This is a genomic window from uncultured Bradyrhizobium sp. (assembly GCF_936943645.1).
Lineage (GTDB): Bacteria > Pseudomonadota > Alphaproteobacteria > Rhizobiales > Xanthobacteraceae > Bradyrhizobium.
Genome location: NZ_CAKZJO010000062.1, coordinates 12,363 through 37,245, shown reverse-complemented (window position 1 = coordinate 37,245; position 24,883 = coordinate 12,363). Strand labels below are relative to the sequence as shown.

The 24,883-nt window shown below is 65.2% G+C and carries 21 protein-coding genes; 12 read left to right on the top strand and 9 right to left on the bottom strand.

Going from position 1 to position 24,883, the window contains the following annotated elements; translation table 11 throughout:
* Nucleotides 1–235: 235 nt before the first annotated feature.
* Together Q0743_RS18045 and Q0743_RS18040 are read left to right on the top strand one after the other, a co-directional pair.
* Nucleotides 236–1,009, top strand: a complete 774-nt coding sequence (locus Q0743_RS18045; protein WP_298242858.1) for an ABC transporter ATP-binding protein — start codon at nucleotides 236–238, stop codon at nucleotides 1,007–1,009.
* Nucleotides 1,002–1,826, top strand: coding sequence for an ABC transporter permease (locus Q0743_RS18040; protein WP_298242857.1), 825 nt, complete (start codon nucleotides 1,002–1,004; stop codon nucleotides 1,824–1,826). Before Q0743_RS18045 ends, Q0743_RS18040 begins: the two co-directional genes overlap by 8 nt.
* 191 nt (nucleotides 1,827–2,017) lie before the next feature.
* On the opposite strand, the gene gtdA is transcribed toward Q0743_RS18040, so the two are convergent.
* A complete protein-coding gene (gene gtdA, locus Q0743_RS18035; RefSeq protein WP_298242856.1) occupies nucleotides 2,018–3,058 on the bottom strand; it encodes a gentisate 1,2-dioxygenase in 1,041 nt (346 codons plus the stop codon).
* A gap of 144 nt (nucleotides 3,059–3,202) precedes the next feature.
* On the opposite strand from gtdA, the gene maiA reads away from it, so the two are divergent.
* Together maiA and Q0743_RS18025 are read left to right on the top strand one after the other, a co-directional pair.
* Nucleotides 3,203–3,835, top strand: a complete 633-nt coding sequence (maiA, locus tag Q0743_RS18030; RefSeq protein WP_298242855.1) for a maleylacetoacetate isomerase — start codon at nucleotides 3,203–3,205, stop codon at nucleotides 3,833–3,835.
* The gene (locus Q0743_RS18025) at nucleotides 3,825–4,337 is read left to right on the top strand and encodes a MarR family winged helix-turn-helix transcriptional regulator (protein ID WP_298242854.1); all 513 of its coding nucleotides are present in this window, start codon (nucleotides 3,825–3,827) and stop codon (nucleotides 4,335–4,337) included. Before maiA ends, Q0743_RS18025 begins: the two co-directional genes overlap by 11 nt.
* A 210-nt stretch (nucleotides 4,338–4,547) precedes the next feature.
* Here the strand turns inward: Q0743_RS18025 and Q0743_RS18020 are convergent, their stop codons facing one another.
* The 5 genes from Q0743_RS18020 to Q0743_RS18000 all read right to left on the bottom strand — a co-directional run bounded on the left by Q0743_RS18020 (nucleotide 4,548) and on the right by Q0743_RS18000 (nucleotide 9,830).
* The gene (locus Q0743_RS18020; protein WP_298242853.1) at nucleotides 4,548–6,161 is read right to left on the bottom strand and encodes a benzoate-CoA ligase family protein; all 1,614 of its coding nucleotides are present in this window, start codon (nucleotides 6,159–6,161) and stop codon (nucleotides 4,548–4,550) included.
* Nucleotides 6,158–7,297: an FAD-dependent monooxygenase gene (locus Q0743_RS18015; RefSeq protein WP_298242852.1), complete on the bottom strand. Its 1,140-nt coding sequence runs from the start codon at nucleotides 7,295–7,297 to the stop codon at nucleotides 6,158–6,160. Before Q0743_RS18015 ends, Q0743_RS18020 begins: the two co-directional genes overlap by 4 nt.
* A 191-nt stretch (nucleotides 7,298–7,488) precedes the next feature.
* Nucleotides 7,489–7,704 (bottom strand): hypothetical protein, encoded by a 216-nt coding sequence (locus Q0743_RS18010; RefSeq protein ID WP_028175115.1) that lies wholly within the window; start codon nucleotides 7,702–7,704, stop codon nucleotides 7,489–7,491.
* A 119-nt stretch (nucleotides 7,705–7,823) separates the two neighbouring features.
* On the bottom strand, nucleotides 7,824–8,672 hold the full coding sequence (locus tag Q0743_RS18005; RefSeq protein ID WP_298242851.1) for a cysteine rich repeat-containing protein: 849 nt from the start codon (nucleotides 8,670–8,672) through the stop codon (nucleotides 7,824–7,826).
* Between the two features lie 156 nt (nucleotides 8,673–8,828).
* On the bottom strand, nucleotides 8,829–9,830 hold the full coding sequence (locus tag Q0743_RS18000; RefSeq protein ID WP_298242850.1) for an NADP-dependent oxidoreductase: 1,002 nt from the start codon (nucleotides 9,828–9,830) through the stop codon (nucleotides 8,829–8,831).
* Nucleotides 9,831–10,042: 212 nt separating this feature from the next.
* Between Q0743_RS18000 and Q0743_RS17995 the strand changes: the two genes are divergently transcribed.
* Both Q0743_RS17995 and Q0743_RS17990 read left to right on the top strand, forming a co-directional pair.
* Complete coding sequence (locus Q0743_RS17995) at nucleotides 10,043–11,341, top strand: dicarboxylate/amino acid:cation symporter (protein ID WP_298242849.1); 1,299 nt, start codon at nucleotides 10,043–10,045, stop codon at nucleotides 11,339–11,341.
* 9 nt (nucleotides 11,342–11,350) lie between these two features.
* Entirely contained in the window at nucleotides 11,351–12,292 is a 942-nt protein-coding gene (locus Q0743_RS17990) for an amino acid ABC transporter substrate-binding protein (protein WP_298242848.1), read from the top strand.
* 208 nt (nucleotides 12,293–12,500) lie between these two features.
* On the opposite strand, the gene Q0743_RS17985 is transcribed toward Q0743_RS17990, so the two are convergent.
* The 3 genes from Q0743_RS17985 to Q0743_RS17975 all read right to left on the bottom strand — a co-directional run bounded on the left by Q0743_RS17985 (nucleotide 12,501) and on the right by Q0743_RS17975 (nucleotide 17,681).
* Nucleotides 12,501–13,136: a LysE family translocator gene (locus tag Q0743_RS17985; RefSeq protein ID WP_298242847.1), complete on the bottom strand. Its 636-nt coding sequence runs from the start codon at nucleotides 13,134–13,136 to the stop codon at nucleotides 12,501–12,503.
* Nucleotides 13,137–13,421: 285 nt separating this feature from the next.
* On the bottom strand, nucleotides 13,422–16,499 hold the full coding sequence (gene polA, locus Q0743_RS17980; protein ID WP_298242846.1) for a DNA polymerase I: 3,078 nt from the start codon (nucleotides 16,497–16,499) through the stop codon (nucleotides 13,422–13,424).
* 114 nt (nucleotides 16,500–16,613) lie between these two features.
* A complete protein-coding gene (locus tag Q0743_RS17975) occupies nucleotides 16,614–17,681 on the bottom strand; it encodes an acyltransferase family protein (protein WP_298242845.1) in 1,068 nt (355 codons plus the stop codon).
* Between the two features lie 202 nt (nucleotides 17,682–17,883).
* Between Q0743_RS17975 and Q0743_RS17970 the strand changes: the two genes are divergently transcribed.
* The 6 genes from Q0743_RS17970 (at nucleotide 17,884) to Q0743_RS17945 (ending at nucleotide 24,820) form a co-directional block, all read left to right on the top strand.
* A complete protein-coding gene (locus Q0743_RS17970; protein ID WP_298242844.1) occupies nucleotides 17,884–19,200 on the top strand; it encodes a UDP-glucose/GDP-mannose dehydrogenase family protein in 1,317 nt (438 codons plus the stop codon).
* Between the two features lie 128 nt (nucleotides 19,201–19,328).
* The gene (hrpB, locus tag Q0743_RS17965) at nucleotides 19,329–21,803 is read left to right on the top strand and encodes an ATP-dependent helicase HrpB (protein WP_298242881.1); all 2,475 of its coding nucleotides are present in this window, start codon (nucleotides 19,329–19,331) and stop codon (nucleotides 21,801–21,803) included.
* A gap of 161 nt (nucleotides 21,804–21,964) precedes the next feature.
* On the top strand, nucleotides 21,965–22,477 hold the full coding sequence (locus Q0743_RS17960) for a TIGR02281 family clan AA aspartic protease (protein WP_298242843.1): 513 nt from the start codon (nucleotides 21,965–21,967) through the stop codon (nucleotides 22,475–22,477).
* Between the two features lie 50 nt (nucleotides 22,478–22,527).
* Entirely contained in the window at nucleotides 22,528–22,824 is a 297-nt protein-coding gene (locus Q0743_RS17955; protein ID WP_298242842.1) for a nucleotidyltransferase family protein, read from the top strand.
* Nucleotides 22,814–23,161 (top strand): HepT-like ribonuclease domain-containing protein, encoded by a 348-nt coding sequence (locus tag Q0743_RS17950; RefSeq protein WP_298242841.1) that lies wholly within the window; start codon nucleotides 22,814–22,816, stop codon nucleotides 23,159–23,161. Before Q0743_RS17955 ends, Q0743_RS17950 begins: the two co-directional genes overlap by 11 nt.
* Before the next feature lie 159 nt (nucleotides 23,162–23,320).
* A complete protein-coding gene (locus tag Q0743_RS17945; protein ID WP_298242840.1) occupies nucleotides 23,321–24,820 on the top strand; it encodes a phosphomannomutase/phosphoglucomutase in 1,500 nt (499 codons plus the stop codon).
* Nucleotides 24,821–24,883 lie beyond the last annotated feature (63 nt).

Below are 24,883 nucleotides of genomic sequence, written 5' to 3'. Positions count from 1 at the left end.
GAGGGGGAGGGTCGATCGCACCGACGATGCGCAGCATCGTCCGGAGCGAGCGGGGTGGGGTGAGCCACGGCGGCAGTCCCTCCATCGTTTGCAACCACTCGCGGAAACTTCGAGAGCGGACATCATCAGTGCTGTTGCGGATGGACCGTCACCCCACCCCGGTTCGCATTTCGCTTCGCTACATGCGAACCGACCCTCCCCCTCCAGGGGAGGGTGAAGAGAGTGGGCTCGCTCCATGGACCTGATCGCCAACCACATCTCCCATCGCTTCGGCGATCTCGCCGTGCTCGACGACGTCTCCTTCACCGTCGGTGCCGGCGAGGTGGTGGCGATTGTCGGTCCTTCCGGCTGCGGCAAGAGCACGCTGCTCTCCATCCTCGGCGGGCTGCTGCAGCCGACCTCCGGCGCGCCCGAGCTGCGCGGCGCGCCGCCGGCGGACAGTCTCAATCCGCTCACCTTCGTGTTCCAGGATTTTGCCCTGCTGCCCTGGGCGACGGTGGAGGAGAATGTCGAATTCCCGCTGCTGCACACCCCGCTCTCGGCCGCTCAGCGCCGCGCGCTGGCTGAGGATGCCCTGAGCCGCACCGGCCTGACCGATTTTCGCGCGACCTACCCCAAGCAGCTCTCCGGCGGCATGCGCCAGCGCGTCGGCATTTCGCGCGCGCTTGCCGTGAAGCCCGCCATTCTCCTGATGGACGAGCCGCTCTCGGCGCTGGATTCGCAGACGCGCGAATTGCTCATGGAAGATTTCGTTCGGCTGCTCGCCGATGGCGGCATGGGCGCGGTCTATGTCACGCACAATCTCGAAGAGGCCGCGCGGCTCGCCGACCGCATCGTCGTGCTGTCGCGGCGGCCGGGGCGCATCCGCGAGGTCGTGACCGTGCCGATGACGCGCGCGGCACGCGGCGAGGCTGCGGCGCGCGAAAAGCTGCTCGCGCTGCAGAACCAGATCTGGTCCCTGATCCGCAATGAAGCCATCGATGCCGAGCGCGAGGTCCAGCATGCTTGATCGTGCGGCAACGGAGGCGGCGGCGAAGAGCGAGGCGACGCGGCGCGTCCGCTTCCGCGGCGCCGGCTTCGTACCGGCATCGAGCCGTTACGGCGGCTGGATCGCGCTCGCTCTGGTGATCGCGGTATGGCAGGCGGCGGGCAGCGCTGGTCTCGTCAATGCGCTGTTTCTGCCGACGCCCGCTGCCATCGTTCGCGCGATCTATCAGCTCGCGGTCTCCGGCGCGCTCTGGCAGCATCTCTCGGCCTCGCTGCTGCGCATCGGCGTCGGCTGGCTGCTCGGGACTGGGGCCGGCGTCGTCGTCGGCTTCGCCATCGGCCTGTCGCGGCTGGCCCGCAGCGTCGGCATCACCTTCATCTCGGCGCTGTTCCCGATCCCGAAGATCGCGCTGCTGCCGCTCTTGATCCTCTGGCTCGGCATCGGCGAAGAGCCGAAGATCGCGACCATTGCACTCGGCGTGTTCTTCTCGACCGCGATCTCGGTCTATAGCGGTGTCGATGCGGTGCCGCGCAATCTCATTCGCATGGCGCAGAGCTTCAACGTTCCCTTCGCCACCATCGTGCGCAAGGTGATCTGGCCCGGCGCGCTGCCCGCGATCCTCGCGGGCTTCCGCATCACGGCCTCGGTGGCGCTGCTGCTCGTCGTCAGCGCCGAGATGATCGGCGCGCAATACGGCATCGGCGCCTTCGTGCTGCAGGCCGGCAATCTCATGCAGACGGATCAACTGCTCGCGGGTGTGGTGATCCTGTCGGTGTTTGGGCTCGTGGTCGGCAAGGTGATCGGCTGGCTGGAGACGCGGTTGCTGCACTGGCGGTAGCGGCAATTTCGACCGTCGTCCCGGGCAAGCGCAAGCGCAGACCCGGGACCCATAACCACAGGCAAGCGTGATTAAGGGCGTCGGAGTTATCTGCTTAGGGTCACAACTATTTCCTGTGGCTATGGGTCCCGGATCTACGCGCGCTCAGGGCGCGCTTGTCCGGGACGACAGCGGAGTAGACGGAGCCGTCCTCACGCGTTGCCGCGATCTTCCCTGAACAGATCGAGCTTCTGCTGCACCGGACGGTCCGAGAAGCTGAACAGCACGGCGTCCTCGTCGGCCTCGTGCGTCACCCATTGCCAGCTCGGCACCACGAACAGATCGCGCGGGCCCCATTCGAACACGGCATCGCCGATGCGGCTGCGGCCACGGCCCTCGATCGGGCAGAACACGGTGGCATCGGTCGACCGATAGCGCGCGGTCTTGAAGCCCTTGGGCAGCAGCTGGATGAATGTGCCGATGGTCGGCATCGCGAAATCGCCGGTCTCGGGATTGCTGAACTTCAGCTTGAGGCCGTGGCAGGCATCCCATTCCTGGCTCGTCCTGGCCTTCTCCAGCGCCTCGCGGGTGTAGGCATAGGGATAGCTGAAGATCGGCGATGTCTTCGAGGCGCGTTTCACGTCGACCGGCAAGAGATTGTGGCCGTAGCGCGCAAAGCTGTCGCCCGCGGGCTTCGTGATTTTCTGCTGGTCCTCTTTCGAGCCTTCAGCGAAAGAGCAGTCGAAGAACTGCACCAGCGGAATATCGAGGCCGTCGAGCCAGAACATCGGCTGATCGGTCTCGTTGGAATGATCGTGCCAGGTCATTGACGGCGTGATGATGAAATCGCCCGGCTCCATCGCGGTGCGCTCGCCGTCCACGGCGGTGTGCGCGCCCTTGCCTTCGAGCACGAAGCGCAGGGCCGACTGGCTGTGCCGGTGCGCGGGCGCGACGTCGCCGGGCACCACCATCTGCACGCCGGCATAGAGCGAGGTGGTGATCTTGGACTGGCCGCGCAGGCCGGGGTTCTCCAGCACCAGCACGCGCCGCTCGGCTTCCTTGGCGGTGATGAGCTTGCCGGCCTCCGTCATGTAGTCGCGGATGACATCGAATTTCCAGAGGTGAGGCCGGCAGGCGCTCTTCGGTTCCGGCGTGATCAGATCGCTCATCACCGTCCACAGCGCGGTGAGGTTCTCGCCGTCGATCTTCTTGTAGAAGGCCTCGCGTTCCGGCGTCTTGGTCACGGCTTCCATGGCGGCGCTCCCGTTCGTTTTGTTGATTGACAGTATACTGACGATCTAGGTAGCGTCAATGCGAGGGATAACGTACAAGACGGTCATTCCAGGGCGCCCCACTTGGCGCGAGCCCGGAATGACAGAAGCATAGGGGAGGTTCCAATGAAGCTGCACGGCTATTTCCGCTCCAGCGCTGCCTACCGCGTGCGGATCGCGCTGAACCTGAAGGGCCTCAAGGCCGCGCATCTGCCGCATCATTTGCGCAAGGGCGAGCAATGCGCGCCCAGCTATCTCGCCATCAACCCGCAGGGCCTCGTGCCGGCGCTGGAGGACGATGCGGGGGCGGTGCTGACCCAATCGGTTGCCATCGTCGAATGGCTCGACGAGACGCACCCCAATCCGCCGCTGCTGCCGAAGGATCCGCTGCGCCGCGCCAAGGTGCGGGCTTTCGCGCTCGCGATCGCCTGCGACACCCATCCGGTGCAGAATTTGAAAGTGCTGGCGCGCTTGCGCGAGCTCGGCCTGCCCGAGGAGAAGGTCCAGGACTGGGCGGCCTGGGTCAACCGCGAGGGGCTGTCGGCCTGCGAGACGCTGATCAAGGGCGAGAAGGGCCCGTTCTGCTTCGGCGACGCGCCGACCTTGGCGGATCTCTGTCTCGTGCCGCAGCTCGCCAACGCGCGCCGCTTCGGCGTCGATGTCTCGGCCTATCCACGCCTGCTCCAGGCGGAAGCGGCGGCAAAGGCGCTGCCGGCCTTCGCAGATGCCGCACCGGAAAAGCAGCCCGATGCCGAGTAAGCCGCCCGCTCCGATCACGATCGACGCGGTCTACGCGGCGCCGGGCTATCTGTTCCGGCGCATGCAGCAGATCGCGGTCTCGATCTTCATGGAGGAGTGCAGGGCGTTCGACCTGACCCCGGTGCAATATGCGGCGCTGATCGCGATCCACACCCATCCCGGCATCGACGCCACGCGGCTGTCGGCGGTGATCGCCTTCGACCGCTCCACGCTCGGCAGCGTGATCGAGCGGCTCCAGGCCAAGGATTATATCGAGCGCAAGCCGGCGCCCGAGGACAAGCGGATCAAGCTGCTCTATCTGACCAAATCGGGCACCGCGATCCTGCGCGAGATCATCCCGGCCGTCGAGCGCGCCCAGGCGCGCATGCTGGAGCCGCTGAAGCCGGCCGATCGCAAGACGCTGATGGGGCTGATGTCGCAGCTCGTCGACCTCAACAACGAAGCCTCGCGCGTGCCGCTGCGGGCAGAGGATGCGCTGGAGCATCTGGGGAAGGCGGGATGAGGGCGAGGAGTGTTGTGTGCGCCACCCTCCGCTGTCGTCCCGGACAAGCGTAAGCGCAGATCCGGGACCCATACGCCGCAGCAGGAGTTTGGCGGGGACTCGGAGTTACCAGTTAACGCCACAACCACTCCCTGTGGCTATGGATCCCCGCGTTCGCGGGGATGACACCGAGATGGTGGCGGCAGTGTGCGTCCCTTACCGCTGTTTGCGTCACATCCTCAGCAGCGCCTGCCGGTCAATCTTCCCAGTCCCCGTCTTCGGCAGCTCGTCGGTGAAGATCACCTCGCGCGGATATTTGTAGGGCAGCAGCTTGCCCTTGACGTAATCCTGCAATCGCCGCGTCGCGTCGCCCTGGTTGACCGCGCGGTTGTTCATCACCACCACGGCCTTCAGCGTCATGCGGCGGTCCGGCAGCTCGGCGGCGAATACCGCGCATTCGCGGATGTCGGGGTGGTCGGCGAGGCACAGCTCGACCTCGAGCGGATAGACCCACTGTCCGGAGATCTTGATGAGATCGTCGGCGCGGCCCCGGAAGAAGTGGAAGCCGTCGGCATCGCGCACGAACCGGTCGCCGGTGTAGATCCAGCCGCCCTCGCGAATGGTCTCGGCGGATTTGTCCGGCCGGTTCCAGTACAGCGGCGTGTTGGAATCGCCGCGCACCCACAAGATGCCTTCTTCGTTGTCGGCGACGTCGCGGCCGTTCTTGTCGCGCAACGCGACCTCGTAGCCGGGCACGCGCATTCCCGCGGCGCCGAGCTTCTTTTGCTCGGGCCGGTTGGAGAGATAGATGTGCAGCACCTCGGTCGAGCCGAGGCCCTCGACGATCTCAAGGCTAGTCAGCGTCTTCCAACCGTTGAAGACTTCGGCCGAAAGCACCTCGGCCGCGGAGAGCGCCATGCGCAAGGACGAGAAATCTGCTTTCTCGGCGCCCTCGGCCTTGGTCAGCGAGGTGTAGAGCGTCGGCAGGCCGAAGAAGACCGTCGGCCTGTACTGCGCGATCGCCGCAAAGATCGCGGCGGGTTTCGGCTGGCCCGGCAGCAGCAGTGTCACTGCCCCCGCCGAGAACGGGAAGGTGACGGAATTGCCGAAGCCGTAGGCGAAAAAGATCTTCGGCACGGAGAAGCAGATGTCGTCAGGCGTCAGCTTCAGGATGTCCTTGGCGAAAGCGAGGTCGCTATAGGCCATGTCGTGCTGGAGATGCACGATGCCCTTGGGCCGGCCGGTCGACCCCGACGAATACATCCAGAACGCCATCTCGTTGCGATTTGTGTCCGCTTCCGCCAGTTGGGCGGGAAACTGCGCAAGCCAGCCTGCTGCCGCGAGCGCCTTCGGTGCGGCGTGATCGCCCGCCGGTCCGTTGGCGATGATCAGCGTATGCAGCTTCGTATCCTTGCAGGCCTGCGCATTGAAGCGCGCGCAGAACTCGGCGTCCGCCACCGCAACGGTGGCGCCGGAATCTGCGAGATAGAACTGCAGGAGATCCGGCGGCGTCAGCGTGTTGATCAGGAGGGGCACGAAGCCGGCGCGCACCGCGCCGAAGAAGGCAGCCGGGTAGGCCGGCGTGTCGTCGAGAAACAGCAGCACGCGGTCGCCGCGCGTCAGGCCGAGCGAAGCAAGACCGTTGCCCCAGCGGCAGGCCTCGCCGCAGAGCTCGGCGTAGGTTCGCGTGCCCGCCGGGCCGATCAGCGCGGGCTTGTCGCCGCTTCCCTTGCCGAGATTGTCAAACAACACCCGGCTGGCGTTGTAGATGTCAGGAACGGCAAAGCCGATCTCGCGCGCCCCCTCGCTGTCGGCGGGCACCTGGTCGCGTATCTCGTTGCTCATGCCTCATCCCCACCGTTCTTGGCGGCCTCGTAACGCGCCATGAAGCCCGGCGACATGTGGCGCAGGCGTGCATCGTCGATACGGCCGGAGCGGGTGATGTAGCTGTAGGCGAAGTCCATCAGGCCTTGCTGCATGTGCTGGGCGAAATGCTCGTACCAGAAGGCACTGGTGCGGGCCGCGTTGACGAGCTTCTGCACCACCGGCTTTCGCGCGGCCTGGTAGCGGTGCAATGCCGTGGTCAGGTGCGCATCCGATTCCAGCGCCTTGACCAGCGCGATGGCGTCCTCGATGGCAAGCCGCGTGCCCGAGCCGATCGAGAAATGCGCCGAATGCAGGGCATCGCCGATCAGTACCATGTTCTTGAATGACCAATGCTCGTTCCAGACCCAGGGGAAATTGCGCCAGACCGATTTGTTGGAGACGAGGCAATGACCGCCGAGCGTGTCCGCGAACACCTCCTCGCAGACGCCCTTGGACTGCTCCAAGTCCTTGTAGGCGAAGCCATAGGCCTGCCAGGTCGCGTGATCGCATTCGACCAGGAAGGTGCTCATCGTCGGCGAGTAGCGGTAGTGATGCGCGTTGAAAGCCCCGCGGTCGGTCTTCACGAAGGTCTGCGACAGCGTGTCGAAGCGCTTCGAGGTGCCGTACCAGACGAACTTGTTGGAGGAGTAGGACAGCGACGTCCCGAAATCGCCCTCATAGGCGCGGCGCACCAGCGAGTTCAGGCCGTCCGCGGCGACGATCAGATCGTGGCCATTGAGCTGGTCGATCGCGTGGATCTGCGTGTCGAAGCGCGGCGTGACGCCGACGTCGAGCGCGCGCTGCTGCAGGAACCTCAACAGCTCGAGCCGCCCGATGGAGGAGAAGCCGACGCCGTCGATGGCGACGCTGTCGCCGCCGAGGTTCAGCGTGATGTTCTCCCAGCTCTCCATATGCGGCGCGATCGCGTCGACCGTCTCGGGGTCGTCGGCGCGCAGGAATTCCAGCGCCTGGTCGGAGAACACGACACCAAAGCCCCAGGTCGCGTCGGCCGGGTTCTGTTCGAACAGGTCGACTTGATCCTCGGGGTGACGCTTCTTCCACAGATAGGCGAAATAGAGCCCACCGGGCCCTCCGCCAATCACGGCGATCCGCAACGCCTGCCTCCCTAATTGACAGTATACTTACTATCTAGGGGTAGACTAATGTGCTCCGACGTCCCGCGCCAGCAGAATTATCGGCTAAGCGAGGACGCGCCGCAGCTCATCTTCGGACGCACGTCTTGCGCGCCCCCGAAGCCGTCAGGCCCGAATCATAGCCAAACCGTGCCGGCTTGGCTATTCGCGTGTCAGACGCAGCGCTTCACATAGACGCCGTTCACCAGCACCCTGGTGCAACGGACGACCGGAACCGGCTTGCGGACCACGACGGCCGCGTTCGGCCCGGCGCAACCGGCGCGATAGACGCCGCGGGCGCACACCACCGCATTGGCATCGGTGGCCTCGAAGGTCATGGTTGCGCCGAAAGCGAGGAGCGCAGAAGCAACGAGCAGCAATGATCGCATGTTGTCCTCCCGGTCTTGTCGTGATCGAAATCGGATCAGCAAAGGATTTGTCGCTGCAAGCGTGCGAAAATTCATGCTCGCGCGCTGCCAAATATCGATGCGCGCGTTGCGCGGCGGAGCTATCGCACCGTGAACGCCGCCAGCACGTCCCGGCACGCCGGCGACAGCGATGCCGCGTTATTCGCAAGGCACTGCATGATGCGGCCGGCGCCAACCTCGACGCCGGCACAGATCGTGCGGATGTCCGCGCCGCAGGCCGATCGTGCCACGAACAGCTCTTCGCGCGGTCGCATCGGACGCAGCACGAGCACGGTGGGCGCTGCGGCAGGGGCGGCTGCCGCGCCTGCAGACGGGGCTGCGGCGGCTGCCGCGCCGCCACCGGTTGCTGCGCTGACGGCGCTTCCGCAGGCCGGCGAGACCTTGGCCTTGTTCTTCTCCAGGCATTCCAGCGCAGGCGCGCCGCCTGGCGGCACGCTGGCGCAAACCTTGGGATAATCGCCCCGGCACGCGCTCTTGATTGCGGCAAGTTGCGCGCTGCTTGGCTGCTTGGGCGCAGCAGCTTTCGGGGCCGCTGCGGCGGCGGCCGGCTTCGCAGCGGGGGCTGACTCAGCCTTGGGCGCGGCCGCTGCCGGCTCAGTCTTGGGAGCTGCTTCCCTGGGCGCCGCTTCGGTCTTCGGCGCGGCGGGAGCGGCTTCGGTCTTCGGCGCCGCTGGAGGCGCGATCGCGCGAACCGCGGTCTGGCATCCCGACGAGAGGCTCGACATGTTCTTCTGCAGGCACTGGAACGCCTCCGTGCCTCCGGGCGTCACGCTGGAGCAGTGCGCCATGAAGTCCGAGCGGCATGCGGACCGGATGGCGCTCTTCTGCGCGTCGGTCGGTGCCTGCGCGAACGCGCCTGTTGCAGTTGCGAACAATGCCGCCGCCAGCAGCGCCTTGCGCGTTGAGACTCGTTTCAACGTGTTGAACATCTGGATGAATTCCTGCCCTGTCGATATCGTTCGACGCTTAATCAAAGTCATGCAATCGCAATCGTCGCGAGTGATGCCTCGCGAGCGATATCATTGGCCGCTTCGGCCGCTACCGCAAGTAGATTATACCGGCGCGGATGTGCCGCGCCGGTATCGTCAGAGCCTGATCATCCGCTTGCCGCGGTTCTCGCCCGCGAGCAATCCGATCAGCGCCTTTGGCGTGTTCGCGAGGCCGTCGATGACGTCTTCCTGCACCTTCAGCTTGCCGGACTTGACCCAGGCCTGGAGATCGGCGAGCGCGCGCGGGCTCTCCTTCATGTAATCCATCACGATGAAGCCCTGCATGACGAGCCGCTTCACCACGATCAGTCCCGGCACGCCGCGCGGGCCGTGCGCGGATGGTGTGCCGTCATATTGCGAGATCGCGCCGCAGCAGGCAATGCGGCCGTAATTGTTCATCTGCGGCAGGCAGGCTTCGAGAATGTCGCCGCCGACATTGTCGAAATAGACGTCGATGCCCTTTGGCGCGGCCGCACGCAACGCCTTGAAGACCGCGCCGTCCTTGTAGTCCACGGCAGCATCGAAGCCGAGCTCGCTCGTCAGCCAGTTGCACTTGTCCGCGCCGCCGGCGATGCCGACCACGCGGCATCCCCTAATCTTGGCGATCTGTCCGACGATCGAGCCGACCGAGCCTGCGGCCGCGGACACCACGACGGTTTCGCCCTCTCTGGGTTTGCCGATCTCGAGCAGACCGAAATAGGCGGTGAGGCCTGCGATGCCGAACACGCTGAGCAGATGCGTCATCGGCTCGAGCTTCGGCATCTTGGTGAGATGCTTTGCGGGCACCGCGGCAAATTCCTGCCAGCCGGTGTCGCCGAACACGATGTCGCCGGGAGCTAGCTCAGGCGCCTTCGAGCTGATGACCTCGGCGATGGCACCGCCGGCCATCACGCTGTTGGCTTCGACGGCGGAGCGATAGGTCGCGCCGTGCATCCAGGCGCGGTTGGCGGCGTCGAGCGAGATGTATCGCACGCGCAGCAGGGCTTCGCCGTCCTTCGGTTCCGGCATTGCGCCGTCCACCATCTTGAAGTGCTCCGGGCCGAGCTTGCCGCTGGGCTTTTCCACCAGCAGGATTTGGCGATTGACGTTGCCGCTCATGGCGTTTCCCTCCTTGATCGTCTTGACGATTATTGATGCAGCCGTCGCAAACGAAACGTGCAGGCCGCATGTGTTGTGCGCTGCGTGAAGGCTAGAGCGCGGCGTTCCATTTCACAACGGGAACATCCTGAAAACGCGATCACACGCAAAGCGTGTTGCGTCGCTATGATATCTGCGACATCATGAAGCGCCGGTGTACGTGGGGGTCAACGATGTCCAACAGGTTTACGCAATACATTCTGGCGGCGATGGTGCTCGGCATCATCATGGGGGCGGCGATCTACAATTTCCTGCCGGATACCCGCGCCGAGTGGGCCTCTGCCATCAACCTGATCGCCATGATGTTCCTGCGCCTGATCAAGATGATCATCGCGCCCCTGGTGTTCGCGACGCTGGTCGGCGGCATCGCCCATATGGGCTCAGGCGCCAAGCTCGGACGCATCTTCGCCAAGACCATGGGCTGGTTCATCAGCGCCTCCTTCGTCTCGCTGCTGCTCGGCCTCGTGATGGTGAACCTGTTGCAGCCCGGCGCGAATTTCCCGGGCACGCTGCCAGCGGCGGGGCAATCGACCGGCCTGCCGGTGTCGGCCTTCTCGATCGAGAAGTTCCTCACCCATCTCATTCCGACCTCGATTGCGGATGCGATGGCGCAGAACGAGATCCTGCAGATCGTGATCTTCGCCGTGTTCTTCTCGGTGGCGATGGGCGCGATGCCCGAGCGCTCCAAGCCGATCCTGGCGATGATCGACGACATCAGCCACATCATGCTCAAGGTCACGAGCTACGTGATGCTGTTCGCGCCGCTCGCGGTGTGGGCGGCCATCACGGCGACGGTCGCCAAGAACGGCCTCGCCGTGCTCTGGAAGCTCGTCGTCTTTATGGGCGGCTTCTATCTCTCGCTGGCGATCCTGTGGACCATCCTGGTCATCGTCGGCTTCATCGTGATCGGACCGCGCTACAGCCATCTGCTGAAGCTGATCCGCGAACCGCTGATGATCGCGTTCTCGACCGCGAGTTCGGAGGCGGCCTATCCGAAGACGCTGGAGGGGCTCAACCGCTTCGGCGCCTCGTCGCGGATCTCGAGCTTCGTGCTGCCGCTCGGCTATTCCTTCAATCTCGACGGCACGATGATGTATTGCACCTTCGCGAGCATCTTCATCGCGCAGAGCTATCACATCGACATGCCGCTCGGCACCCAGCTCGCGATGCTGGCGACACTGATGATCACCTCGAAGGGCGTCGCCGGCGTGCCGCGCGCCTCCCTCGTCGTGATCGCCTCGACCCTGGCGCAGTTCAACATTCCCGAGGCGGGCCTTCTGATGATCATGGGCATCGACACCTTCCTCGACATGGGCCGCAGTGCCACCAACGTGATCGGCAACACGCTGGCGACCTCGGTCGTGGCCAAATGGGAAGGCGAGCTTGGGCCCGAGCACGCGCTCGGACCCGGCGATGTCGTGCCCGAGGATATGGTGCCGGGCGAAGTGCCCGCGATGGCCGGCCATGGATAGGAGCGAACCATGGGCCAGATATCGGCGAGGTCGCTGACCGCGGGCCGCCTGTGGCTTGCAGCCGCGTTGCTCGCGAGCTCCTTCCTGGCGGTGCCTGCGCGCGCGCAGACCGCCAGCGAAGGGCTCAGCCCGACGCTGTCGGCGATCAAGAAGGCGCATGCCGTGCGGCTTGGCTATCGCGAGAGCTCGCCGCCGTTCTCCTTCCTCGACCAGTCGGGCCGCCCGATCGGTTACAGCCTCGAGCTCTGCGAGGCCATCGTCGAGGAGATCGGCGTCGAAGTCGACGATCCCAATCTGAAGATCGACTACGTCAAGGTCACCTCGGACGACCGCATCGACGCCGTGCTCCGGAACAAGATCGACCTGGAATGCGGTTCGACCACGGCCAATGCCGAGCGCGGCAAGCGCGTCGCGTTCTCGCCGCTGATGTTCGTCGCCGGCACCAAGTTGATGGTGCCGAAGGCATCCAGCGTCCAGTCGCTGGGCGACCTGAAGGGCAAGACCGTCGTGGTGACCAAGGGCACCACCAACGAGCAGGCGATTCGGGCGGCCGACAAGAAGTCCTCGCTGGGACTGACCATCGCGGTCGGCGCCGATCATGAGCAATCGTACCAGATGCTCGCCGACGGCAAGGCCGATGCGTTCGCCACCGACGACATCCTGCTGTTCGGCCTGATCGCGCGCCACAAGGCGCAGGACAAATACCGCGTCACCGGGGACTATTTGTCCTACGATCCCTACGGCATCATGTTCAGGAAGGGCGAGCCGCAACTTGCCGCATTGGTCGAGCGTGCCTTCCGCAAGCTCGGCTCCAACCGCGATCTCGTCCCGCTCTACAACAAATGGTTCACCGCGCGGCTTCCGACCGGCGAACGCCTGAACGTGCCGATCTCGCTGCAGCTCGAGGAAGCCTTCAAGGCGATGGACGATTCGGCGAGCGCGAATAATTGAGGACAGTCTTTCTTACCCTCCCCTGGAGGGGGCCGGGACGAGCGTAGCTCGCCCGTGGTCGATCGCGCGCAGCGCGAGCGGGGTGGGGTGACGGACTCTCCGCGTTGGACAGTGCTCGTGGGGAGAGATCACCCCACCCCGCTACGCATTCCGCTTCGCTACATGCGCAGCAACCCTCCCCCTCCAGGGTAGGGTGACGAAAGTGCCCTCACACCTTCTTCGCTTCGACCGCCATCCGCACCGCGAGCCCTGCCAGCACCGTGCCCATCAGCCAGCGCTGAACCAGCATCCAGCTCGGCCGGCGTCCCAGGAACAGCGCGATCGATCCGGCGGCGAGCGCGATCATCGCATTCACGCTGACGCTGATCGCAATCTGGATCGCTCCCAGCAGCATCGATTGCGTCAGCACGCTGCCGGCGGCGGGATCGATGAACTGCGGCAGCAGCGCCAGATACAGCATCGCGATCTTCGGGTTGAGCAGGTTGGTGACGAAGCCCATCGCGAACAATTTGCGCGGGCTGTCGATCGCGAGCTGCTTCACCTGGAACGGCGAGCGTCCGCCCGGCTTCACGGCCTGCCAGGCGAGCCAGAGCAGATAGCCGGCGCCGGCAAAGCGCAGCGCATCATAGGCAAAGGGAATGGCGAGCAGCAGCGCCGTGATGCCGAACGCCGCACACAGCATGTAGAACACGAAGCCGAGCGCGACGCCGCCCAGCGAGACGATGCCGGCCGCGGGGCCTTGCGTGATCGAGCGCGAGATCAGGTAAATCATGTTCGGTCCCGGCGTGAGCACGAGACCGAGGCAGACGAGGGCGAAGCCGAGCAGGGCGGAGGTGTGGGGCATGGATAAACCGGGGTGGGAGATCGCCCGGTTCTAATATGCGCGGATCGGTGGGGCCATCGCGCAATTGCTCGGAGTACAATTGAGCCCCGCATCTCACCCCACCGTCGTCCCCGCGAACGCGGGGACCCATACCCCCAGGGAGACGTTTGACACGAGATGGTCATGGGCAATCTTCGCCAAACCCGACCCTGCGGTTATGGGTCCCTGCGCCCGTGCGCAATTGCGCACTAGGCACCGAGTGTGTGGCGACGGCTGGCGTAAGCGGGGGAGCTGAAGAAGCAGTCCCTAATGCGCCTCGTCCCAGTTGTTCGCCGCGCGTGCATCGACATGCAGCGGCACCGAGAGCAGCACGGCGGGGAACGGCGCGTCCTGCATCACGTGCTGCACGACCGGCAGCGTCGCCTCGACTTCGGCGTCGGGCACCTCGAAGATCAGCTCGTCGTGCACCTGCAGCAGCATCTGCGCCGACAGCTTCTTCGCGGCGAGCGCGTCCTCGACCCGGGTCATGGCGCGGCGGATGATGTCGGCGGCGGTGCCCTGCAGTCGCGCGTTGATCGCCGCGCGCTCGTTGAAGGCGCGCACCGAGGCGTTGGAGGCCTTGATATCGGGGTAGTGGCATTTGCGGCCGAACAGCGTGGTGACGTAGCCATGCTGTCGGCAGAAATCCCGCGTCTCGTCCATGTAGGCGCGGATGCCGGGGAAGCGCTCGAAATATTTCTTGATGTAGGCGGAGGCTTCCTCGCGCGCGATGCCGAGCTGGTTGGCGAGGCCGAACGCGGAGATGCCGTAGATGATGCCGAAATTGATCGCCTTGGCGCGGCGGCGGATCTCGCTCGGCATGCCCTTGATCGGAACGCCGAACATTTCCGACGCCGTCATGGCGTGAATGTCGAGGCCGTCGCGGAACGCCTGCTTCAGCACGGGAATGTCGGCGATCTCCGCCAGCAGGCGCAGCTCGATCTGCGAATAGTCGGCGGAAACGAGCTTGTGGCCCTTCGTTGCGATGAAGGCGCGGCGGATCTTGCGGCCGTCCTCGGTACGAACAGGGATGTTCTGCAGGTTCGGCTCGTTCGAGGACAGCCGGCCCGTCGTGGTCGCAGCCAGCGCGTAGGTCGTGTGGACGCGATGGGTCTGCGGATTGACGTAAGTCGGCAGCGCATCGGTGTAGGTCGATTTCAGTTTCGAGACCTGGCGCCACTCCAGAATCTTCTTCGGGAGATCGTGGCCCTGCTCGGCGAGATCGTCGAGCACCTGGGCGGTGGTGGACCACGCGCCGGTCTTGGTCTTGGTGCCGCCCGACAAGCCCATCTTGCCGAACAGGATGTCTCCGATCTGCTTGGGGCTGCCGACATTGACCGGCTCCCCCGCGATCTCCTGAATCTCGGCCTCGACGCGCGCGGCGGTCTGGGCAAAGTCGCCGGAGAGGCGTGACAGCACCTGGCGGTCGATCGAGATGCCGCGCCGCTCCATCCGCGCCAGCACCGAGACCAGCGGTCGCTCCAGCGTCTCATAGACGGTCGTCATGTGCTCGGCGACGAGGCGCGGCTTTAGCACGCGCCAGAGCCGCAGGGCGATGTCGGCGCCTTCGGCCGACAGCGTGGCGGCTTTGTCGATCGGCACCTGGTCGAAGGTGATCTTGCCCTTGCCGCTGCCGAGCAGCTCGCTCTCCTTCAGCATGGCATGGCCGAACCAGCGCTCGGACAGCGACTCGAGTTCCTGCGAGCCGCGCCCGGCGTCGAGCACGTAGGAGATCAGCTTGGCATCGTCGGCGTTGCGCAAGGTGATGCCGTGCTGCGCCAGCATCAAAGCGGCAAATTTGACGTCGAAGCCGACCTTGAGAATGCCCGGTGATTCCAGCACCGGCCGCAGCGATTCGATCGCATCCTCATGCTTGACTTGGTCCGGCGCGAGGCCGGCGTCGAACAGGCCGGCGCCACCGCCGGACTGCTTGTGCGCCAGCGGCACATAGCAGGCCTCGTTCGGCGCCAGCGCCAGTGCAATGCCGCAGAAATCGGCTTGCATCGGATCGATGGAGTTGGCCTTGAGCTCGATCGCGACATGACCGGTGTCATGGATGCGTCCGATGAAGGCGTTGAGCTCCTTGAGCGTCTTGATCGCCTGATATTTGGTTCGATCGACCGGAAGCTTGCGAAGGGCCTCCTCGCGCGCGGCAGACAGCGAGATCGGCGCACCCTTGAGGCTCGCCGATTTGTCACCCTTGTCGCCGCCCGTTGCCGCGGCCGCCGGCGTGGCGAAGAGATCACCGGAAGCCTGGGACGATGTTGCTGGGGCCGCTCCGCCGGCCCTGGCGCCGCTGCTGTTCGATGCATCGGCGTCGACATTGGCAGGGTCGATCTGCGAATAGTCGGCGACGCGGCGCGTCAGCGTCGTGAACTCCATCGCCTTGAGGAAGGCGATCAGCCTGCGGGCATCAGGCTCGTGGACGGCGAGATCGTCGAGCGGCACGTCCAGCTTCACCTTGTCGTCGAGCAGCACCAGTTGTCGCGAGATCCGCGCCTTCTCCGCGTTCTCGATCAGCGCCTCGCGCCGCTTCGGCTGCTTGATCTCGGTGGCGCGGAACAGCAATTGCTCGAGGTCGCCATATTCGACGATGAGCTGCGCCGCCGTCTTGATGCCGATGCCGGGCACGCCGGGCACGTTGTCCGTGGAATCGCCGGCGAGGGCCTGCACTTCGACGACCTTCTCCGGCGGCACGCCGAACTTCTCGATCACTTCAGGAATGCCGATGCGGCGGTCCTTCATGGTGTCGTACATCGTGATCTTGTCGTTCACGAGCTGCATCAGGTCCTTGTCGGAGGACACGATGGTCGTGGTGGCGCCGCGCTCGCTGGCCTGGCGCGCATAGGTCGCGATGAGATCGTCGGCCTCGAAGCCGCCCTGTTCCAGGCAGGGCAGGTCGAACGCACGCACCGCTTCGCGGATCAGCGCGAATTGCGGAATGAGATCCTCGGGCGCCGGCGGCCGGTGGGCCTTGTATTCGGAATAGATCTTGTTGCGGAACGTGACTTCCGACTTGTCGAACACGATCGCCAGATGCGTCGGCCGGTTGTCGGCGGGCATGTCGCGGAGCAGCTTCCACAGCATGTTGCAGAAGCCGAGCACGGCGTTGACCTGCAGGCCGTCGGACTTGCGGTTCAGCGGCGGCAGCGCGTGATAGGCGCGGAAGATGTAGCCGGAACCGTCGACCAGGAAGATGTGGTCGCCCTTGCCGGCCGCCTTTGCCGAAACCGGTTTGGCAGCAGCTGGCGCGGCCGGCTTGGTCTCGGCGGCGGCCTTGGATGTGGCCTTGGATGCGGCCTTGGTGTCAGCTTTGGCGGAGGTCTTTGGGGAGGTTTTGGGCATGGCCGCAATGTATGGACTTTTGCGGGCTTTGACAGCCTTGGACGGGGGATTTTTGGCCGGATTCCCACATCTCTCGTCGTCCCCGCATTCGCGGGGACGACAGCGAGAATGGTGCTACTCCGCCGCCTGCAACCGCACGCCCGCCTTCTTCGGCGCAATCCAGAACGCGTCCGGCCGCTCGAACAGGAAGTGCGCATTCAGTCGCAACGCGATCTGCCAGATCGCGAGCGCGCCGAGCACGCCGGCGACGGTGACGATCAGCGACACCGTGCCGATGTCGGGGATGATGCCGGTGCGCAGCAGCAGCGTCCGCGTCGTCGCCATCGGCAGGAAGAAGGCGAGATAGATCACGATCGAATGCTCGCCGCAGAAGCGCAAGAAGTTCATCCACTGCGCGCGTGCGAGCAGTGTGCCCATCGTGATGATGGCGCAGGCGCCGGCAAAGCCGAGCACGAGCGAGACGATCTTCCATTCGCTGGCGCCCAGCACGACGAGACCGGCATTGACCAGCGCCCAGGTCGCGAGCGCTGCGAGCGCAAGCGCCGGGTGTTTTCGCGCGCGGTCCGACAATGCGAACACGTAAGGCGCGAACAGATAGCCCGAATAGAAATAGACGAAGCGCGCGCAGAACTCGTCGATGGCGGTCCAGCCGGTCGAGATGCGGGCCGTCTCCAGCGCGGCGGCGACGAGCCAGATCGCGAGCGGCGGAACCTTGCGTGTCAGTTTTGTGACGACGAAGAAGACCGGCAGCAGATAGATGAACCAGAGCGTGCCGAACGGCTCGACGAAGGATTCGAGATACAACAGGCCGACATGGTGCCAGCTCGTCTCCGCCGCGAAGGAAGGCGCCTTGAAGCCGAACTGGATCGTCACCCAGACGACATAAAAATAGGCGAAATGCACGACCTTGCGGTCGAGATAGGTCCGCCAGCCGCGGTCGATCACCAGCGGCAGGAACAGGCCCGAGATCAGGAAGAAATCCGGCATTCGGAACGGCTTTGCGAAGGCCACCGCAACATGCATGAAACCAGTCTGACCGGCGGCGAGTTCGACCCCCAGCACCGAATGCATCATCACGACCATGATAATGCAGATGCCCTTGGCGTAGTCGACCCAGTCGACACGGCCGGCCGCCGTGGCGTTAGCGCGTCCGCTGCCTCCGATTGTGCCTGATGGTGCCATGGTGTCTCTTTTCGAGGCGTGTTCCACCCGTCCTGTCCGGGTGTGGGTCAGTGTGGGGCCGCTACGGTTTCTCACTTCTTTACCGATTCACTTCTCGTGCCGCTTTTTTCGATGCGGACTGTTCCTTCCGCTCGGGAAAATGCTAAACCGCCCGACGTCGGGATTTCGTTTTCGTTAACCAATTCAAGACAGGGACTTTTTCATGCGTATCGCGATGATCGGCACGGGCTATGTGGGACTGGTGTCCGGCGCCTGCTTTGCCGATTTCGGTCACGACGTCACCTGCGTCGACAAGGACGAGAAGAAGATCGCAGCGCTCCACCGCGGTGAGATCCCGATCTACGAGCCCGGGCTCGAGGAGCTGGTTGCCACCAACGTCAAGGCCAAGCGGCTCGACTTCACCACCGACCTGTCGAAGCCGGTCGCCGATGCCGATGCGGTGTTCATCGCGGTCGGCACGCCGTCGCGCCGCGGCGACGGTCATGCCGATCTCTCCTATGTCTACGCCGCCGCGAAGGAGATCGCGCAGTCGCTGTCCGGCTTCACCGTCGTGGTGACGAAGTCGACCGTGCCTGTCGGCACCGGCGACGAGGTCGAGCGGATCATCCGCGAGACCAATCCCAACGCCGACGTCGTCGTCGCCTCCAATCCGGAATTCCTCCGCGAGGGCGCCGCGATCCGCGACTTCAAGTTTCCCGATCGCGTCGTGGTCGGCACGTCCGACGAGCGCGGCCGCAAGGTGATGGGCGACATCTACCGCCCGCTGTCGCTGAACCAGGCGCCGCTGATGTTCACCGCGCGCCGCACCGCCGAGATGATCAAATACGCCGCGAACGCGTTCCTGGCGACCAAGATCACCTTCATCAACGAGATCGCGGACCTGTCCGAAAAGGCCGGCGCCAACGTCCAGGAGGTCGCGCGCGGCATTGGCCTCGACAACCGCATCGGCACCAAGTTCCTGCATGCCGGTCCCGGCTTCGGCGGCTCGTGCTTCCCGAAGGACACCAAGGCGCTGATCAAGATCGCGCAGGACTATGATGTCTCCCTGCGCATCGTCGAATCCGTGCTGGCGGTGAACGAGAACCGTAAGCGCGCGATGGCGCGCAAGGTGAGCCAGGCGCTCGGCGGCAATCTGCGCGGCAAGACCATCGCGGTGCTCGGCCTCACCTTCAAGCCCGACACCGACGACATGCGCGATGCGCCGTCGATCCCGCTGGTGACGGGCCTGATCGACATGGGCGCCAAGGTCAAGGCATATGATCCCGTCGGCATGGAGCAGGCCAAGGGCGAGCTGCCCAGCATCACCTATTGCGAGGATGCCTATACCTGCGCGCAAGGCGCCGATGCACTCGTCATCGTCACCGAATGGGTCCAGTTCCGTGCGCTCGATCTCGACCGGCTGAAGAGCGTCATGGCGCAGCCCGTCGTCGTCGACTTGCGCAACATCTACCGCCCCGAGGAGATGGAAGCCGCCGGCTTCACTTATGACAGCATCGGTCGCCCGCCGGTGCAGGGCTGATCGTTAGACACTATTGTGCAGCCAAAAGCGTCATGGCCGGGCTTGTCCCGGCCATCCACGTCCTGTTCACTCACGGATGAAGAACGTGGATGCCCGGCACAAGGCCGGGCATGACGACGGATAGATACTTGCCTCGCAGCTTCGACACGCCCTTACCCATCGATGCCGTGCTCGGCGAGCTCTCGCGCACGCTGGAGGCCAATAACGCGGCCGTGCTGGTGGCGCCCCCGGGCGCCGGCAAGACCACGCGCGTCCCGCTGGCGCTGCTCGACGCGCCCTGGGCCAAAGGCAAGAAGATCATCGTGCTGGAGCCGCGCCGTATCGCGGCGCGGGCGAGTGCCGGCCGCATGGCCAAGTCGCTGGGCGAGCGCGCCGGTGAGACCGTCGGTTATCGCGTCCGGTTCGGGTCGAAAATCTCGCGTACCACGCGCATCGAGGTGGTGACCGAGGGCATCTTCACCCGCCAGATCCTCGACGATCCCGAGCTGTCGGGCGTTGCCGCCATCCTGTTCGACGAATTTCATGAGCGCTCGCTCGATGCCGATATGGGCCTCGCGCTGGCCCGCGATGCGCAGACCGGCCTGCGCGAAGACCTGCGCATCCTCGTGATGTCGGCGACGCTCGATGGCGCGCGCGTCGGAAAACTGCTCGGCGATGCGCCCGTCGTCGAGAGCGAGGGACGCGCCTTTCCGGTCGAGACGCGCTATCTCGGCCGCAAGGCGGATGCGCCGATCGAGCGGCAGATGGCGGATGCGATCGCGTCCGCGCTGCGGGCCGACAGCGGCTCCGTGCTGGCGTTCCTGCCAGGCGCCGCCGAAATCCGCCGCACCCAGAACTTTCTCGCCGAGCGCGTGCAGGACGCCTCCATCGAGATCGTGCCGCTGTTCGGCGCGCTCGATGCCGCCGTGCAGGACCGTGCCATTTCGCCGGCGCCCAAGGGCATGCGCAAGGTCGTGCTGGCGACCTCGATCGCGGAGACCTCGCTGACGATCGAAGGCGTGCGCATCGTGGTTGATTCCGGGCTCGCCCGCGTGCCGCGCTACGAGCCCGACATCGGCCTGACGCGGCTCGAGACCGTGCGCGCCTCGCGCGCGGCGGTGGACCAGCGCCGCGGCCGCGCCGGCCGCACCGAGCCCGGTGTCTGCTACCGGCTCTGGGACGAGCCGCAGACGGCTTCGCTCACGCCCTACACCCAGCCGGAAATCCTGAGCGCCGACTTGTCTGCGCTGGTGCTCGATCTCGCGCAATGGGGCGTCAGCGATCCCGCCGCGCTGTCGTTCCTCGATCCGCCGCCGGGGCCCGCGTGGAAAGAGGCCAAGAGCCTGCTCGAAGAGCTCAACGCACTCGATGGCGACGGCCGCATCACCGCCGAAGGAAAAAGCCTGCGTGCGTTGGCGCTGCCGCCACGGCTTGCGCGCATGATCGTGGATTCGCACCGTGCCGGCGAGGGTGAGGCCGCGGCCGAGATCGCCGCCATCATCACCGAGCGCGGGCTTGGCGGCGACAGCGTCGATCTCGAGCACCGGCGCGACCAGTTCCGCCGCGACCGCTCGCCGCGCGCCGCGAGCGCGCGTGACCTTGCGCGGCGCTGGGCCTCGCAGGTCGCGGCCTCCGAGAAGGAGGGGCCGCAGGAGGATCTCTCTACGGGGCTGATGCTTGCCTATGCCTTCCCGGACCGGGTCGCGCGCAATCGTGGCAATGGCAGCTTCGTGCTCGCCAACGGCCGCGGTGCCGCCGTCGAGCAGACCTCCTCGCTCGCCCGCGCGCCCTATATCGCGATCGGCGAGATGACGGGCACGGCCGCGAGCGGCCGCATCCTTCTCGCCGCGGCCATTTCGCAGGACGCGATCGAGCAGCATTTTGCCGAGCATATCGAGAGCGCCGACGAGATCACCTTCGACCGCGGCGCGATGGCGCTGCGCGCGCGGCGCAAGCGTGTGCTGCATGCGATCACGCTGTCCGAAGCGACCATGGCCGTGTCGCCCTCCGAGAACACCGCGCGCATTTTCGCCGACGGGTTGATCGCCGCCGGCCTCGACCGGCTGCCCTGGTCGAAGGCCGCCAAGCAATGGCGCGACCGCGTGATGTTCCTGCGCAAGGCCGAGGGCGACAGCTGGCCGGACCTGACGGATGACGGATTGATCGCGCGGCGCGACGACTGGCTGGTGCCGGCGCTCTACGACAAGATCGCACTGAAGGACATTTCGCCGGGCGATCTCTCCGATGCGCTGATGGCGCTGCTGCCGTGGGACATGCGCGCGAGGCTCGACCGCGAGGCGCCGACGCATTTCGAGGCGCCGACGGGAAGCGTGCTCGCGATCGACTACGAGGCCGAGCAGGGGCCGACCATCGCGGTGCGGCTGCAGGAATTGTTCGGCCTCAACACCCATCCCTCGGTCGCTGCCGGCAAGGTGCCGTTGGTGCTGGAGCTGCTGTCGCCGGCACAGCGCCCGGTCCAGGTGACGCGCGACCTTCCCGGCTTCTGGCGCGGCAGTTATGCGGCGGTCCGCTCCGACCTGCGCGGCCGCTATCCGCGCCATCCCTGGCCCGACGATCCCGCGAGCGCCGTGCCCACCCGCCGGGCCAAGCCGCGCGGGACGTGAGGTGCCGTCTCCCTCGCCCCGCAGGCGGGGAGAGGTTCAAGCCGTCGCATTAACCGTCCGCTCATCCTTTTCGTCAAAATGACACGGGCGCCGGCGTGGCCCCGCTCGCCGCCAGGCGTGTCGCGTGGTGAAATCGAGCTTTCCGGCTCGGAAGTGGTGTGATGCGTAACATAATGATCATCGCGGCCGTCCTGATCGGCCTCGGCACTTTCATGGCGCAGATGGCGGACAAGATGAGCTCGGCGTCCGCAACCTCGGTACCGCGCACGACGGTCGCCGTCGCCGCGACCGCGCCGGCCGGGGGCCGCAGTCTCGCCATCTCCCGCGACGGCCGCGGCCATTTCCAGACCGAGGGCCGGGTCGACGGCCAGCGCATCGGCTTCATGGTCGACACCGGTGCCTCCGTGGTTGCGCTGAATGAGACCTCGGCGGCCCGCTTTGGGCTGCGTCCGTCACGCAGCGAATACAACGCCACCGTCTCCACCGCCAACGGCACCATCAAGGCCGCGCGCACCCGCATCGCCATGCTCGACGTCGGCGGTCTCATCGTGCGCGACGTCGATGCCATGGTGCTGCCTGACGAGGCCCTGTCGGAGAACCTGCTCGGCCTCTCCTTCCTGTCCCGCCTGAAACGCTTCGAATATTCCAACGGCCAGATGGTGTTGGAGCAGTAGGTAGCCGATAGGGCCTCCCTCAAGGCCGGCTTGGGTGCTATATTCGGTCCATGGACAGCCCCGACGCGATTGCCATCCTGCGACAGTCCGAGCCCGCCCTTCGCGAGCGGGGCGTTTTGCATGCAGCGTTGTTCGGCTCTGTCGCGAGGGGTGAAAATCACTCCGGCAGCGATATCGACATCATGGTCGAGATCGATCCGGACGCACGGATTACCGTCTTCGACTACGTCGAGCTCAAGGAATACATTTCCAATCTCTTCGATCGTCCGGTTGACGTCGTCAATCGCGATGCACTGAAGTCATACGTCGCCCCTGCCGCGACGGCCGATGCCGTTTATGCCTTCTGACCGCGTCGACGGGACCCTGCAGGACATCCTGCATCACATCAATTTGGCGATCGAGTTCGCCGGAGCCTTGGAGCGCGAAGCATTCGCGGCGGACTTGCGGGCGGTCTATGCTGTGACGCGCTGTCTGGAGATCATTTCAGAAGCCTCTCGTCGCCTGCCAGAGGAGCTGAAAGCGAGACATCCGGCGATCGCATGGCGGCAGATGGCGGCGGCGGGCAATGTCTATCGCCACAACTATGAAGATGTTGCGGCTCGTCTTGTGTGGGAAACTGTTCGCCAGGCTCTGCCAGCTCTCAAGGCGGTCGTCGAAGAGGAGATTGCACGGCTACAGAGTTAGTTCATTCCGGTCATACATTTGGTACCGCCCCCGCGGTAACGTTTCTTCGTTACCAAACTGCCGCAATTATCGGCCATAAGCCTGCATTCCCGCCTTCCGCCGCGGCCCGGCATTCGCTAAGGCTGCCTCAATTCCTGCCCTTTTCACGAGATCGTCTCAATGTTCCCGAAGCCGAAATCCGTCCTTCTGCCCAACACCTACGCCTTCGAATCCGAGCCGATGGTGAAACCGACGGGCTTTCGCGAATATGACGCGCGCTGGTTGTTCCAGAAGGAAATCAACCTGATGGGCGTGCAGGCGCTCGGCATGGGTCTGGGCGCGCTGATCGCCGAGCTTGGTGTCAAACAGGAGATCGTCACCGGCCACGATTTCCGCGGCTATTCGGCCTCGATCAAATACGCGCTGATCTCCGGCCTGATGGCCGCGGGCTGCAAGGTCCACGACATCGGGCTTGCGGTGACGCCGATGGCCTATTTCGCGCAGTTCGATCTCGACGTGCCCGCCGTTGCGATGGTCACGGCCTCGCACAACGACAACGGCTGGACCGGCGTGAAGATGGGCGCCAACCGTCCGCTGACCTTCGGCCCCGACGAGATGACGCGGCTGAAGGAAATCGTGCTCAATGCCGATTTCAAGAACAAGGCGGGCGGCTCCTACCAGTTCCACGAGAACTATCCGGCGCGCTACATCGCCGATCTCACCAATCGTCCGAAGCTGAAGCGCAAGCTCAAGGTGGTCGCGGCCTGCGGCAACGGCACCGCCGGCGCATTCGCGCCGCAGGTGCTGGAGGCGATCGGCTGCGAGGTGATCCCGCTCGACACCGAGCTCGACCACACCTTCCCGAAATACAATCCGAATCCGGAAGACATGGAGATGCTGCACGCGATCCGCGATGCGGTGCTGCACCACAAAGCCGATGTCGGCCTCGGCTTCGACGGTGACGGTGACCGCTGCGGCGTCGTCGACAACACCGGCGAGGAGATCTTCGCCGACAAGGTCGGCGTGATGCTGGCGCGCGACATGTCGGCGATCCACAAGGACGCGCAGTTCATCGTCGACGTGAAGTCGACCGGCCTGTTCATCACCGATCCCGTGTTGCAGAAGCAGGGCGCGAAGACTGCCTATTGGAAGACGGGCCATTCCTACATGAAGCGCCGCACCAACGAGACCGGCGCGCTCGCGGGCTTCGAGAAGTCCGGCCACTTCTTCTTCAACAAGCCCTATGGACGCGGCTATGATGACGGCCTGGTCTCGGCGCTCGCGATCTGCGACATGCTCGACCGCGCGCCGGGCAAGTCGATGGCGGATCTGAAGGACGCGCTGCCGAAGACCTGGTCATCGCCGACCATGTCGCCGCATTGCGCCGACGAGGTGAAGTACGGCGTCATCGACAAGGTGGTGAAGCACTTCGAGGGCCTGCAGGCCAAGGGCGCCAAGATCGGCGGCCAGTCGATCCGCGATCTCGTCACCGTCAACGGCGTGCGCGTCACGGTCGAGGACGGCAGCTGGGGCCTGGTGCGCGCCTCCTCCAACAAGCCCGAGCTCGTCGTCGTGGTCGAAAGCCCGGTCTCCGAGCAGCGCATGCACGACATGTTCGAGATGGTGAACAGCGTGCTCGGCACGCATCCCGAAGTCGGCGAGTACAATCAGAAGATCTGAGCTGGCTTCAACGTCTGGCCGCCGCACCCACCGCTGTCATGCCTCGCGAAGGCGGGGCATGAT